This window comes from Cellulomonas sp. IC4_254, from assembly GCF_011603975.1.
In the GTDB taxonomy this organism is placed as follows: Bacteria; Actinomycetota; Actinomycetes; order Actinomycetales; family Cellulomonadaceae; genus Cellulomonas.
In genome coordinates this window covers 1-13719 of sequence record NZ_JAANNB010000106.1, presented here as the reverse complement: position 1 = coordinate 13719, position 13719 = coordinate 1, and the positions used below count along the sequence as shown (strand labels likewise).

At 76.5% G+C, this 13719-nt stretch carries 13 protein-coding genes; 3 read left to right on the top strand and 10 right to left on the bottom strand.

What is annotated here, in order from left to right; genetic code table 11:
* A partial coding sequence (locus G6556_RS11605; protein WP_166941448.1) for an AMP-binding protein occupies positions 1-594 on the top strand: 594 nt, incomplete at its 5' end.
* Positions 595-675: 81 nt separating this feature from the next.
* On the opposite strand, the gene G6556_RS11600 is transcribed toward G6556_RS11605, so the two are convergent.
* The 3 genes from G6556_RS11600 to G6556_RS11590 all read right to left on the bottom strand — a co-directional run bounded on the left by G6556_RS11600 (position 676) and on the right by G6556_RS11590 (position 4229).
* The gene (locus tag G6556_RS11600; protein WP_166941446.1) at positions 676-2706 is read right to left on the bottom strand and encodes a S9 family peptidase; all 2031 of its coding nucleotides are present in this window, start codon (positions 2704-2706) and stop codon (positions 676-678) included.
* A gap of 80 nt (positions 2707-2786) precedes the next feature.
* On the bottom strand, positions 2787-3296 hold the full coding sequence (gene nrdR, locus G6556_RS11595; RefSeq protein ID WP_166941444.1) for a transcriptional regulator NrdR: 510 nt from the start codon (positions 3294-3296) through the stop codon (positions 2787-2789).
* Positions 3297-3833: 537 nt separating this feature from the next.
* Positions 3834-4229, bottom strand: a complete 396-nt coding sequence (locus G6556_RS11590; RefSeq protein ID WP_205693356.1) for a LysM peptidoglycan-binding domain-containing protein — start codon at positions 4227-4229, stop codon at positions 3834-3836.
* A gap of 254 nt (positions 4230-4483) precedes the next feature.
* Here G6556_RS11590 and lexA point away from each other — a divergent pair, with 254 nt between their 5' ends.
* Positions 4484-5236, top strand: coding sequence for a transcriptional repressor LexA (gene lexA, locus G6556_RS11585; protein WP_166941442.1), 753 nt, complete (start codon positions 4484-4486; stop codon positions 5234-5236).
* Between the two features lie 97 nt (positions 5237-5333).
* Here lexA and G6556_RS11580 read toward each other — a convergent pair whose 3' ends face one another.
* The 3 genes from G6556_RS11580 to hflX all read right to left on the bottom strand — a co-directional run bounded on the left by G6556_RS11580 (position 5334) and on the right by hflX (position 10206).
* A complete protein-coding gene (locus G6556_RS11580; protein WP_346774851.1) occupies positions 5334-6335 on the bottom strand; it encodes an L-lactate dehydrogenase in 1002 nt (333 codons plus the stop codon).
* 144 nt (positions 6336-6479) lie between these two features.
* The gene (locus G6556_RS11575; RefSeq protein WP_346774850.1) at positions 6480-8642 is read right to left on the bottom strand and encodes an ATP-dependent DNA helicase; all 2163 of its coding nucleotides are present in this window, start codon (positions 8640-8642) and stop codon (positions 6480-6482) included.
* 64 nt (positions 8643-8706) lie between these two features.
* A complete protein-coding gene (gene hflX / locus G6556_RS11570; RefSeq protein WP_166941450.1) occupies positions 8707-10206 on the bottom strand; it encodes a GTPase HflX in 1500 nt (499 codons plus the stop codon).
* 189 nt (positions 10207-10395) lie between these two features.
* On the opposite strand from hflX, the gene G6556_RS11565 reads away from it, so the two are divergent.
* Entirely contained in the window at positions 10396-11010 is a 615-nt protein-coding gene (locus tag G6556_RS11565) for a methyltransferase (RefSeq protein ID WP_166941441.1), read from the top strand.
* 3 nt (positions 11011-11013) lie between these two features.
* Here the strand turns inward: G6556_RS11565 and G6556_RS11560 are convergent, their stop codons facing one another.
* The 4 genes from G6556_RS11560 to G6556_RS11545 all read right to left on the bottom strand — a co-directional run.
* On the bottom strand, positions 11014-11349 hold the full coding sequence (locus G6556_RS11560; protein WP_166941440.1) for a thioredoxin family protein: 336 nt from the start codon (positions 11347-11349) through the stop codon (positions 11014-11016).
* A gap of 102 nt (positions 11350-11451) precedes the next feature.
* Entirely contained in the window at positions 11452-12423 is a 972-nt protein-coding gene (gene dapF, locus G6556_RS11555; protein WP_166941439.1) for a diaminopimelate epimerase, read from the bottom strand.
* Positions 12420-13376, bottom strand: a complete 957-nt coding sequence (miaA, locus tag G6556_RS11550) for a tRNA (adenosine(37)-N6)-dimethylallyltransferase MiaA (RefSeq protein WP_166941438.1) — start codon at positions 13374-13376, stop codon at positions 12420-12422. Before miaA ends, dapF begins: the two co-directional genes overlap by 4 nt.
* On the bottom strand, positions 13373-13719 hold a 347-nt coding region (locus tag G6556_RS11545; RefSeq protein ID WP_205693355.1), incomplete at its 5' end, for a hypothetical protein. The genes G6556_RS11545 and miaA, both read right to left, overlap by 4 nt.

Genomic DNA, 13719 nt, shown 5'->3' with positions numbered 1-13719 from the left:
CTCGGCAGCCCCCTGTCCCCCGCCCGCCGGCCCGGCGCCCTGGGACTGCCGTTCCCGAGCACCGACGTGCGGGTGGTCGACCAGGAGGACCCGACGCGCGACGTCGCCCCGGGCGAGCAGGGCGAGCTGCTGATCCGCGGCCCGCAGGTGTTCGCCGGGTACTGGAACCGGCCCGAGGAGACCGCCGAGCAGCTGCTGCCCGACGGCTGGCTGCGCACGGGCGACGTGGTCCGGCTGGACGAGGACGGCTTCGTCGTCCTGGTCGACCGGATCAAGGAGATGATCGTGACCGGCGGCTTCAAGGTGTACCCGTCGCAGGTCGAGGACAAGCTGCGCGGGATGCCCGGCGTGCGCGACGTCGCCGTGGTGGGCCTGCCGGGCGGCGACCTCGGGGAGAAGGTCGTGGCCGCGATCGTCACCGAGCTCGGGGCGCACGTCGACATCGCCGCGGTGCGCGAGTGGTGCGGCGAGCGGCTGGCCCGGTACGCCGTGCCGCGCGAGCTCGTCATCCTCACCGAGCTGCCCCGGTCCCAGATCGGCAAGGTGCTGCGTCGCGTCGTCCGGGACGACCTGCTGTCGTCCTCGGCGGCCTGACGGCCCCCACCCGCACGACGCGAGGGGCCCCGCACCGGCGATCCGGTGCGGGGCCCCTCGTCGTGCTGCCGGTCGGCGGGGTCAGCCCTCGACCGGGAGGGTCCGCTCCCACCAGTCGAGCACGTGCTCGAACCGCACCAGCCGGTGCTGCGGGCGACCGGACCGGGTCAGCTCGTGGCCCTCGCCGGGGAACAGCAGCAGCTCTGCCGGCACGCCGCGGCGCTTGAGCTCCACGAACCAGCGCTGGCCCTGCTCGACCGGGCACCGCCAGTCCTGCTCGGAGTGGATCACCAGCGTCGGCGTGGTCACCCGGGAGACGTGCGCCATCGGCGACTGCGCGGCCACCTGGGCGCGGGACTCCTCGTCGTCCCCGTCGCCCAGGTACTCCAGGCCGAAGAACCAGCCGATGTCGCTCGACCCGACGAAGCTCACCGGGTCGAGGAAGCCGCGCTCCACGATCGCGCCGACGAACCGGTCCGTGCGGGTGGTCAGCCAGGCGGTGAGGTAGCCGCCGTACGAGCCGCCCATCACGCCGACCCGCTCGCCGTCCAGCGCGGGGTCCTCCAGCGCGGCGTCGAGCAGGGCGAGCACGTCATCGGTGTCGACCGTGCCGAAGCCGTGCTGGATGGCCTTGCCGTGCGCCGAGCCGTAGCCCGCCGCGCCGCGCGGGTTGCCGTACACGACGGCGTAGCCGGCCTCGGCCAGCGTCTGCACCTCGTCGAACAGGGCGACCGTGTACTGCGCGTACGGGCCGCCGTGGATCATGAGGATGGTCGGGTGCGGGCCCGCGAACCGCTCCGGGTCCGGCGTCACGAGCCAGCCGTGCACCGGGTAGCCGTCGGGCGCGGTGGTGGTCACCTCGCGCGGCTCGCGCACCCGGCCGGTGGCACGCAGCGGCGCCGACCAGTCCGTGAGCACACGGGTGGTGCCCGTCGCCAGGTCGACGGCGTGCAGGTCGCCGGACGTGCCGGGGCCCGCCGCGGTGACGACGGCCACCGGGGCACCCGTCGCCGCGCCCACGCCGTGCGCGACCAGGCCCGTGAGCAGGTCGCGGGTCGTGCCGTCCGCGCGGTGCGCGCGCAGCACGACGGTGCCGCGGTGCAGCACGCCCGCGAGCACCCCGTCCGCCGTCACGGCGAACGTCCCGGGGTCGAGGTCCACGGCCTCGGCGTCGGTCAGCCGCTCGGGCGCGCCGGCCGCCGCGGGGGTCGCGCCGCCCGCGGCCGCGGTCAGCGGGAGCCGGAACAGGCCGGTCTGGGTCGCGACGAACCCGCGACCCGAGGGGCCCATGTCCTGCGCGAGCAGCCAGAGCGCCCCGCCGTCCGCCGACGGCAGCACGGCCGCGACGGCGAGGGTGCTGCCCGCGTCCGCGTCCGTCAGCGGCACGAGCGCGCCGTCCGCGTCGGGGGCCGTGTCGACGACGACGGCGTCCGAGCGCAGGTCCTGGTCCTTGGCGGCGTGCCGGGCCGCGACGGCGGCGACGTACCGGCCACCGGGGAACCAGGCGATCTGCTCGACGTCCGTGTCGCCGGACGTGATCTGCCGGGCCGCCGGCTCGGCGTCCTCGCCGGCCGGGACGGCGGCACGCGCGTCCGGGTCCTGCGGCACGTCGACCACGAACAGCTGGCGGCGCTTGTCCCGGGTGAAGCCGACGCCGTCGTTCCGGTACGGCAGCTCCGTGATGTGCCGCGGGCGCTCGGCGCCGGAGTCGCCGTCGCCGTAGCGACCCTCCTCGGGCACCCGGGCCAGGAACGCGAGCGTGGCGCCGTCCGGGGAGAACCGGGCGGTCTGCACGCCGAGCGGCGCGTCGGTCAGGCGGACGGGCTCGCCACCGGCGGCCTCGACCACGAACAGCTGCGGGCGGCCCTTCGGCTCGGCGCGCAGGAACGCGACCCAGCGGCCGTCCGGCGAGACCTGGGGGTCGGTGTCGCGGTGGCCGCGGGTCAGACGGAGCGGCGGCGTCCCGCCGTCGGTGGCCACCCGCCAGAGCTGGCCGGTGTACTCGTCGGACTCGAGGTCCGGGGCGGTGCGGGCGACGACGGCGAACGAGCCGTCGGGGGCGACCGCGGGGGTTCCGGGGGCGTGCAGGAGCGCGAGGTCAGCAGGGATCACCCGACCGACCGTAGTACGCGCGGGCCGTGCGCGCGGCGGGACGACGCCGTGCGGACGCGAGCGGCGGACCCGCCGGTGGGTCAGGCGGTCGGGGCGCCCTCGGCGGGGGCGTCCGCCGCGGCGGCGCGGGCGGCGTCCGCCGCCTCGTTCTCGGCGCGCAGCACCGTGATCGCGGCCTCGAAGTCCTCGAGGCTGCTGAACCCCTGGTAGACGCTGGCGAACCGCAGGTACGCCACCTCGTCCAGGTCGCGCAGCGGGCCCAGGATCGCGAGGCCGATCTCGTACGCGTCCAGCTCCGCGCTGCCGCTCGCGCGCAGGTTCTCCTCGACGCGCTGGGCGAGCACGGCGAGGTCGTCGTCGCTGACCGGGCGGCCCTGGCAGGCCTTGCGGACGCCGTTGACGATCTTCTCCCGGCTGAACGGCTCGGTCGCGCCGGACCGCTTCACGACGGACAGGCTCGCGGTCTCGATCGTCGTGAACCGGCGGTTGCACTGCGGGCACTGCCGCCGGCGGCGGATCGAGAGGCCGTCGTCGGACGTGCGGGAGTCGACGACGCGGGAGTCGGCGTGACGGCAGAACGGGCAGTGCATGGACGCCTCCTCCGGGATGTGGTGCACGCCGCGGGGCCGGCGACCGCTGCGGCGCGCGCCCGCCCGGACGACCGGGACACGGTAGGGCCCCGGGAGCGGGCGGTGCAAGGCGGATCCGCGCAGGGGTGAAGGGCCTGGTCGCGGGCCCGCAGGACGGGCCCCGGCAGACGACGAGGGTGGCCGCTGCTGCGGCCACCCTCGTGGGGACGCCCCCGTCCCGTCTCGTCCGGACGACTCGCCTCGTCCCGACGGTTGCTGCACGCTCCTGCGTCGGGCCCGAGAGCCACGACGACGACGCGTCCCTCGCGGCGAGCCCCCCAGCCAGCCGTTCGAGGTGGCACCACACTAGAGGCGCCGCGACCAATTACGCAAGCACCGAGTGTCGTAATGCGATCGAGACCTCGACGGCGCCCTGACCAGCGCCGACGACAGGCGCCGGGGGCGGCAGGTGCCCGGGGGCCGGTGCCCCGGGGGCCGGTGCCGAGCGGCGGGCGGCGGGCCGGGCGCCGAGCGGCGAGCCAGGCGCCGGGCGGAGACTCAGGAACCGGCGGGGAGCAGGAGGACCTGGCCCGCCTGGAGCGAGGCGTCCGAGAGCCCGTTGAGCTGCTGCAGGTCGAGCACCACGTCGCGCACGTCCTCGCCCGGGCCGGCGACGCTTGCGGCGATCTGCCACAGCGTCTCCCCCGACTGCACCGCGTGCGTGGTGACCTCGGTCGCCTGCTCGGGGCCGTCCGCGACCGCGCGGCCGCCCACGAGACCGCCGAGCACGACCGCCAGGCCCAGGAGGGCGACGACGACACGACCGCGCCGCGTCAGGTGGAGGCGGCCCTCGCCACCCGCGGCGACCGGCCGGCGCGCATCCCCGTCGCGCCGGGCGGGCACCTGCCGGCGCGCCGGACGGGCGATCCCCGGGTGTGCTGCGATCGCGCTCATCCCCACCACTTCCCTCCTGGGCCGCCGGGCGACCCGAGTCGAACACCTGTTCGTTCGAACGCTTGTACGATCGAACCACACGCCACCGACGTTGTCGAGACACGATCGAACAGGTGTTTGATCCCGTCCGTCCGTCCCCCTACGCTCGGTGACGTCGGGTACAGCGCACCACGAGGCACTGACACGCCAGCCCGACGGACCGCCCCGGACCCCCGGCGGGCGGCCTGACCAGGGCGGACGGGACGGGAGCGGACATGGCGAGCGACGGGACGGGCACCGCGGCGGGCCTCGGCGAGGCGACCGTGGCGGAGCTCGGGGACGGCGACGGCCTCACGCCGCGCCAGCGGCTGGTCCTCGAGACGGTGCGCGCGTCGGTGGAGTCGCGCGGCTACCCGCCGAGCATGCGGGAGATCGGCGACGCCGTCGGCCTCACCAGCCCGTCGAGCGTCAAGCACCAGCTCACCGCGCTCGAGCGCAAGGGCTACCTGCGCCGCGACCCGAACCGGCCGCGCGCGATCGAGGTCGTCCAGCCCGACGACTCGCGCGGCGTCGCGCCGCTGGCGGGCGGCGCCGGCATCACCGGCGTCATCGGCATCGGGGACGCCGACTCCGCCGCCCGCGAGGGCGCCCCCGAGGCCGCGTACGTGCCCGTGGTCGGCCGCATCGCCGCCGGTGGCCCGATCCTCGCCGAGCAGCTCGTCGAGGACGTGTTCCCGCTCCCCCGCCAGCTCGTCGGCGCGGGCGAGCTGTTCCTGCTCAAGGTCGTCGGCGACTCGATGATCGACGCGGCGATCTGCGACGGCGACTGGGTGGTCGTCCGCCGCCAGCCCGTCGCCGAGAACGGCGAGATCGTCGCCGCGATGCTGGACGGCGAGGCCACCGTGAAGACCCTGAAGCGGACCGACGGCCACGTGTGGCTGCTGCCGCAGAACCCCGCCTACTCGCCGATCGACGGCGACCACGCGCAGGTGCTCGGCCGCGTCGTGTCGGTGCTGCGCAGCTTGTGACGACGACGGCCCCGGCCCCCGCCCGCGAGGGGTGGGGGCCGGGGCCGTCCGCCGTGCGGCGCCGGACCGGTGCGCGCGGTCGCGGCGCGTCGCGTCGCTAGAGCCCGAACCGCCGCGCGACCGCGCGCAGCTGCTCGCCCGACCGCCGCAGGCCCGCGAGCTCGTCGGTCGACATCGGCACCTGCAGCCGCTCGCCCACGCCGGAGCGCCCGACGATCGACGGCACCGAGAGGCAGACGTCGCTGATGCCGTGGTACCCGTCGAGCAGCGAGGACACGGGCAGGATGCGCCGCTCGTCCTTGACGATCGCCTCGATGATCCGGGAACCGGCGAGCGCCACGGCGTAGTTGGTCGCGCCCTTGCCCGCGATGATCCGGTACGCCGACTCGACGACCTCGCGCGCGATCGACTCGCGGACCTCGTGCGTCAGCGGCACGTGGCCCTCGATGGCGTTCCAGTCGAGGATCGGCACGCCGCCGATCGTGGCGGAGGACCACAGCGGCAGCTCGGTGTCGCCGTGCTCGCCGGCGATGTAGGCGTGCACGTTCTGCACGGCCACGCCGGTGTACTGCGCGATGAGGTACCGCAGCCGCGACGAGTCGAGCACCGTGCCGGAGCCGAACAGCTGGGTCGGCGGCAGCCCGGAGAACTTCAGCGCGGCGTAGGTGACGATGTCGACCGGGTTGGTCACCATCACGTAGACGGCGTTCGGGGCGACCTCTACCAGCGAGGGCAGGATCTTCTTGACCAGCGAGATGGTCGCCTCGGCCAGGTCGATGCGGGTCTGCCCCGGCTTCTGCTTGGCGCCCGCCGTGATCATGACGACGTCCGCGTCGGCGCAGGCGGCGATGTCGTCCGAGCCGATCACCTCGGCCATCGGCATGAACTGGATGCCGTGCCCGAGGTCCAGCGCCTCGGCCTCGACCTTCGCCTTGTTGATGTCGTAGAGCACCACGCTGCGTGCGGCGCCGCGCATCAGCGCCGCGTAGGCCATGGTCGAGCCGACCGCGCCCGCGCCGACGACCGCCAGCTTGGTGGTGCGGCGGGGCGGCAGGGTCGTGCCCACCAGACCCAGCTCGTCGCCCTCGACGTCGTCGATCTGCTCGCTCACGGCGGTCCTCCCGTACGTGCTGCCCGTGCCCGCGCGCCGGTCGGCGCGCTGGTCACGAGGCTAGCGGGCCGACGCGGGCGGGCGCTCCCCGGGGCGGGGGCCCGGGCGCGTCGCCGGCGGTCCGGCCGCAGGTCAGGCGGTCGCCGGGGCCGGCGAGGTCGCGGCCGGCGGCTCCGCCAGCCGGCGCAGCGCGCCCAGCGCCACCTCGCGGTCGGTCGTCCGCCAGAACGCCGGCAGCGACCGGGTGAGGAACTCGCCGTACCGCGCCGTCGACAGCCGGGGGTCGAGCACCGCCACCACGCCGCGGTCCGCCGTCGACCGGATCAGCCGGCCGGCGCCCTGGGCGAGCAGGAGCGCGGCGTGCGTCGCCGCCACCGACATGAAGCCGTTGCCGCCCGAGGCGGCCACCGCCTCCGACCGGGCCGACTTCACCGGGTCGTCGGGGCGCGGGAACGGGATGCGGTCGATGATGACGAGCTGGTTCGACCGGCCGGGCACGTCCACGCCCTGCCACAGCGACAGGGTGCCGAGCAGGCAGGTCGGCTCGTCGGCGGCGAACTGCCTGACCAGCGTCGGGAGCTGGTCCTCGCCCTGCACCAGCACGGGGACGTCGAGCCGCTCGCGCATCGCCTCGCCGACCGCGACCGCGGCGCGGCGGGACGAGAACAGCCCGAGGGTCCGGCCGCCCGCGGCGGTGATGAGCGCCTCGATCTCGTCGAGCTGGGCGTCCGTGGCGGGCTCGCGCCCGGGCGGGGGCAGCCGCCGCGCGATGTAGAGGATGCCCTGCCGCGGGTAGTCGAACGGGCTGCCGACGTCCACGCCGTGCCAGGGCAGCGACGCAGGGGCCGGGCTCGTGGCGGGCTTCGGGACGTCGAGGGTCGTGCCCTCGCTGCCGCCCGGCGCGGACACCGCCACCGTCGCGGCGGTCGCGGTGGCGGCAGCCGCCTCGCCCGCGCCCTCCAGGCCGATGCTGCGCGCCATCGAGCGGAACTCGCCGCCCAGGCTGAGGGTCGCGGACGTCAGCACCGACGCGCGACCCGCGAGCAGGTGGGTGCGGATCAGCCCGTTGACGGCGAGCGGCGCGGCGTAGAGCCGGGTGGCCCCGTCCCGCTCGGCGCGCGAGCACCACAGGACCGTGTACCGCTGGTCGTCGGCCTCGGCTGCCATCCGTTCCGCGACCTCGAACAGGGCGAGCACCGACGAGGTCGCGATCTTCAGTCCGCTGTCCGCGGGGGCCGCCGACTCCCCCGCCGCCGGCTTCTCCGGGCGCAGCGCCGACAGCAGCCCGCGCGCGGCGTCCCGCACCATCGCGACCGCCTGCCGGGTGCCCTCCGGCAGCCCCGCGGTGAACCGGCCCTCGGGCAGGTGGATCAGCGCGGCCCCGAGCGCGGTCGCCGCGGAGTCGAGCTCCGTCGTCGCGACGCCGCCGTGGCGGCGCGCCATCCGGCCGGCGTGCTCGACGCTGCCGACGGACAGCTCGGCCGTCGACTGCGCGGTGACCCGGTCGGCGAGCTCGTGCGCCTCGTCCACGACCAGCACCTGGTGCTCGGGCAGGACGTGCGGCGAGCCCGACGCGGCGACGCCCAGCATGGCGTGGTTCGTCACCACGACGTCGGCGGACCGGGCGGCGGCGCGGGCCCGCTCGGGGAAGCACTCCTCCAGCAGCGGGCAGCGCTGGCCCAGGCACTCCAGCGACGTCACGGACACCTGGCGCCACGCGCGGTCGGTGACGCCGGGGACCAGGTCGTCGCGGTCGCCGGTCTCGGTCTCCTCGGCCCACTCCCGCAGCCGCACCACCTGCGCGCCGAGCGACTCCTTGCCGGCGTCCTCGCCATCGGCGGCGTCGGTCGTCGAGGGGTGCTCGGCCGCGCCGCGGTCCCCGAGGTCGAACAGCATGCCCTGGTCGTCCGGCGGGTAGCCGCCGGACGTCTTGTGCACGCAGACGTAGTTGTGCCAGCCCTTGAGCAGCGCGATCCGGGGCTTGCGCGGCAGCTCGGGGGCGAGCGCGTCGGCGACCAGCGGCAGGTCGCGGGTCATCACCTGGCGCTGGAGCGCGAGCGTCGCGGTCGAGACGACCACCCGCTCGTCGGCGACCACCGCGTGCCGCACGGACGGCACCAGGTAGCCGAGCGACTTGCCGGTGCCGGTGCCGGCCTGCACGAGCAGGTGCTCGCCCTTCTCGACCGCCTCGGCGACCTGGTTCGCCATCCGGCGCTGGCCCTCGCGGGGCGACCCGCCGAGGGCCGCGACCGCCACGTCGAGCAGGTGGTCGACGTCGGGGGCGGGATCAGGCACCCGGACAGGGTAGTCGGGTGCGGGGACACCTCCGGCACGCGGAGGCCCCCCGCACCCGCGCGCGTCAGCCGCGCTCGACCGCCGCGGCCGCGAGCTCGGTCGCCAGCGCCTGGTCGACCCGGCCGCGCAGCGCCGTGCCCTGCGGCGTGTGCTCCTCCGCGTCGATCTCGCCGGTCTCGTGCACCCGGTGCACCAGGTCGCCGCGGTCGTACGGGATCACCAGGTCGACCGGCACGCCGGGACGCGGCAGCTGGTCGGCGATGACCTCCTGGAGCGCGTCGATGCCCTCGCCCGTGTGGGCGGACACGACGACCGCGCCGTGCTCGCGCGAGCGCAGCCGCGCGAGCGCCTCGGGCTCGGCCAGGTCGGCCTTGTTGAGCACGATGATCTCGGGCACGTCCATCGCGCCCGGGATGTCGGCGAACACGTGCCGCACGGCCGCGATCTGCCCCTCCGGGTCCGGGTGCGAGGCGTCGACGACGTGCAGCACCAGGTCCGCGTCGGCGACCTCCTCCAGCGTCGACCGGAACGCCTCGACCAGCTGGTGCGGCAGGTTGCGCACGAAGCCGACGGTGTCGGCCAGCGTGTACACCCGGCCGTCCGCGGCCTGGGCGCGGCGCACCGTCGGGTCCAGGGTGGCGAACAGCGCGTTCTCCACCAGGACGCCCGCGTCGGTGAGCCGGTTCAGCAGCGAGGACTTGCCCGCGTTGGTGTACCCGGCGATCGCGACCGACGGGATCGCGTTCTTCTTCCGGGACGCCCGCTTGGTCTGCCGAGCGGGCTCCATCGCGGCGATCTCCCGGCGCAGCTTCGCCATCCGGTTGCGGATGCGGCGGCGGTCCAGCTCGATCTTCGTCTCACCGGGTCCGCGGGAGCCCATGCCCGCGCCGGCGCCGCCGACCTGGCCACCGGCCTGCCGGGACATCGACTCGCCCCAGCCGCGCAGCCGCGGGAGCAGGTACTCGAGCTGCGCGAGCTCCACCTGCGCCTTGCCCTCCCGGGACTTGGCGTGCTGGGCGAAGATGTCGAGGATCAGCGCGGTGCGGTCGACGACCTTGACCTTCACCACGTCCTCCAGCGCGCGGCGCTGGGACGGGGCGAGCTCGCCGTCGACGACCACCGTGTCCGCGCCGGCGGCGAGGACCACGCCCGCGAGCTCCGCCGCCTTGCCGGAGCCGAGGTACGTGCCCGGGTCCGGGTTCTGCCGGCGCTGCAGGAGGCCGTCCAGGACCGTCGACCCCGCGGTCTCCGCCAGCGCGGCCAGCTCCCGCAGCGAGATCTCGGCCTGCTCCTGGGTGGTGCCCGCCGCGCCCCAAATGCCGACCAGCACGACGCGCTCGAGGCGCAGCTGCCGGTACTCGACCTCGGTGACGTCCTGGAGCTCGGTGGACAGCCCCGCGACCCGGCGCAGCGACGTGCGCTCCTCCAGGTCGAGCTGCTCGCCGTCGTAGGTGGTGTGGACGGTCGCGCCGTCGTGGACCGCCGTGCCCGCCCGCGCGAGCACGCGTGCCACGACGTCGTCGGCGACCCGCTGGGCGTCGCGCGCGGCCTGCTGCGCGTCCACCTCGGTCTCCGGGACGTCCTGCTCGCGAGTCGTGGGGTTCTGGGGGTCGTTCACGCGGTTCCTTCGCTGTCGGGGTCGGGCGGCCGTCGTCGGCGGCCCGGGTACCAGTGTCGCGCGCCGCGGGGGCGGGCGCGAGGCTATTCGCCACCGGCGGACGGGCGGGCGGGCCGGCCCCGGTAGGGTCGCGGCGTGACCGGCACCGAGCACTACTTCACCGCCGAGCCCGCCTCGCCCGACGAGCGCCGGGCGCGCACCGTGCACCTCGCCGGCCGGGACGTCGAGGTCGAGACCGCCGGCGGCGTGTTCTCCCCCGACCACCTCGACTCCGGCACCGAGGTGCTGCTCCGGCACGTGCCCGACCCGCCGCGCGACGGCGACCTGCTCGACCTGGGCTGCGGCTGGGGCCCGGTCGCCCTCACCCTCGGCCTGCTCGCGCCGCACGCCCGGGTGTGGGCCGTGGACGTGAACGAGCGGGCGCTCGACCTCACGCGGCGGAACGCGGCGCGGCTCGAGGTGGCGGGGCTGACGGCGACGCGGCCCGAGGACGTGCCGGACGACGTGCGGTTCGCCGCCATCTGGTCGAACCCGCCGATCCGGGTCGGCAAGGAGACGCTGCACGCGATGCTCCGGCAGTGGCTCCGCCGGCTGGTGCCGGGCGGCGAGGCGTACCTGGTGGTGGCGAAGAACCTCGGGTCGGACTCGCTGCTGCGCTGGCTGGCGGCGGAGCTCGACGGCGTCGCCGAGGTCGACCGGGTCGCGACCGCCCGCGGCTTCCGGGTCCTGCGGGTCGTCGCGGCGGGCTGAGGCTCAGGCCCCGGCGCGGAGCGCCGCGACGGCGGCGCGCGCCTGCGCGAGCGACGGCACGCCGGTCACGGTGACCGCCGGGGCACCACCGGCGTCGAGCAGCACCGTCGTGGGGGTCCCGGTCACCCCGAACCGCTCGGCCAGGTCCGCGCGGTGCGCGACGTCGACCTCGACGTGCGCGACGCCGTCCTGGGTCGCGACGACCCGCTCCAGCACGCGGCGGGTGGCCCGGCACGGCGCGCAGAAGCCGGACGACAGCTGCAGGAACGTCGCGTCCCGGCCCAGCGGGCGCCGCAGGTCCTCGGCCGTCAGGGCGGCGGCGGTCGACAGGTCGGTCACGCCGGGTGCAACGCCGGCGGCAGGCGGGGTGTTCCGCCGGGTGCCGGTGCGGGACCGACGACGGGGCCGGTCCGGGCCTGCCCGCCACCAACGCGGGCGGCGTCAGCGCGCGAGCGCCGCGAGGTCGACGTCGAGGTCCGCGACCAGCACGGCCGGACCCGCGAGCTCGACGTGCCCGTCCGGCAGCGCCGCCACCCGCACGGTGCCGCCCGGCACGTCCACGAGCCACACGTCGGGCGCCTGCGGGCCCGCCCACGCGCGCACCGCGAGCGCCGCGGCGCACGCGCCCGTGCCGCAGGACCGGGTCTCACCCACCCCGCGCTCGTGCACCCGCATCCGGACCCGGCCGACGACGGTGCCGTCGGGCAGCCGCTGCTCGCCGAGCGGGACGACGAGCTCGACGTTCGTGCCGTGCGGCGGCACCGGGTCGACGGCCGGCGCCCGGGTCAGGTCGGCGGCGGCGAGCTCGGCGTCGTCCGCGAGCGCCAGCACCGTGTGCGGGTTGCCCAGGTCGACGCTGAGCGCGGGCCGCGGCACCGGGAGCCCGGGGACGTCCACCTGCGCGTCCGCCCCGGCGGCGGCCGCCTCGGGCCCGCCCGGCAGCCGCCACTCCCCCATGTCCACGGCGTACCAGGTCTCGCCCGCGGGGCCGGCGGCCTCCCGGACCCGGCGGACCCCGGCGCGGGTGCCGAGCACCAGCTCGCCCGCTGCGGGGTCCCACAGGCCCAGCGCGCGGGCGTACTCCGCGACGACGCGCACGCCGTTGCCGCACATCTCCGCGATCGAGCCGTCGGCGTTGCGGTAGTCCATGAACCACGTGGCGGCCGGGTCCTCCGCCAGCACGGCGGCACCCTCGGGCAGCTCGGCGCTGGCGACCAGCCGGATGACCCCGTCACCGCCGATGCCCGCCCGGCGGTCGGCCAGCGCCCGCACCAGGTCCGCGTCCAGCGCGATGCCGGTCCGGCCGTCCAGCAGCACGAAGTCGTTCTGCGTGCCGTGGCCCTTGGTCACGCGCAGGGCCGCGACGGAGTCGGGCAGGGCGCGGGCGGCCGGGGACGCGGCGGGGGCGGTCATGACCCCAGACTACGGCGCGGTGCGGGGTCGTCCGTGGCGAGCCCGAGGGTCCCGGCGTCCGCGGCGGCCACCAGGGCGAGGGCCCGCTCGACCAGGTCCGGGTCGCGGGCGTCGAGCCAGTGCACCCGCGGGTCCCGCCCGAACCAGCCCATCTGCTTGCGGGCCAGCCGGCGCGTCCCCGCGACCACCTGCCCGTGGGCCTCGTCCTCGGTGATCTCGCCCCGCAGCGCCGCCAGCACCTCGGCGTAGCCGACCGCCCGGGACGCGGTGCGCCCGATGCCGGCGTCGAGCAGACCGCGGACCTCGTCGACGAGCCCGGCGGCCCACATCCGGTCCACCCGCGCCTGCACGCGCTCGTCCAGCACGGCGCGGTGGCAGTCGAGGCCGATCTGCACCGCGGGGACCTCGTAGTCGTGGCCGGGCAGGTTGGCCGAGTACGGCCGGCCGGTCAGCGCGATGACCTCCAGCGCCCGGACGATCCGGCGGGCGTTGCGCGGGCCGATGTTCTCGGCGGCGACCGGGTCGGCGGCGGCGAGCTCGGCGTGCAGGGCGCGGGCGCCCTCCGCCTCGACGCGGGCCTCCAGCGCCGCGCGCACCTCCGGGTCGGTGCCGGGGAACTCGATCCGGTCGAGCAGCGACCGCACGTACAGGCCGGACCCGCCGACGACGATCGGGCGCCTGCCGCGCGCTGCGATGTCGGCGAGGGCCGCGCGGGCGTCCCGTTGGTACGCGGCGACGGTGGCGTCCTCGTGCGGGTCGAGCACGTCGAGCAGGTGGTGCGGGGTCCCGCGGCGCTCCGCGACGGTCAGCTTGGCGGTGCCGATGTCCAGGCCGCGGTAGAGCTGCAGGGCGTCGGCGTTCACCACCTCGCCGTCCAGGTGCTCCGCGAGGGCGACGCCCAGGTCGGACTTGCCGGTCGCGGTCGGGCCGACCACGGCGACGACGACGGTCAACGGGGCTCCTCGGGGTGCTGCGGGGTGCGGGGCGCGAGCCGCCAGGCGGCGACCGCGTGCTGGGCGCCGGCCACGACCTCGGCGTGCAGGCCGGTGCTCTCGGCGGTCGCGTCGCCGGGCAGCAGCGCGAGCGCCGCGCGCCACGGGGACCGGCCCGAGACGGCCAGGTAACGCGCGCCGTCGGCGCCGAGCACGTCGAGCGCGCGGGCCAGCGCGGCGGGGCCGTCGGCGAGAGCCGCGAGCAGGGCGTCGTCGGCGGCGAGGGCGCGCGGGTCGTCGGCGAGCGGGGCGTCGGGGCCGTGCCGGGCGCTCAGCGACCCGACGACCACGACGGCGTGGGGCA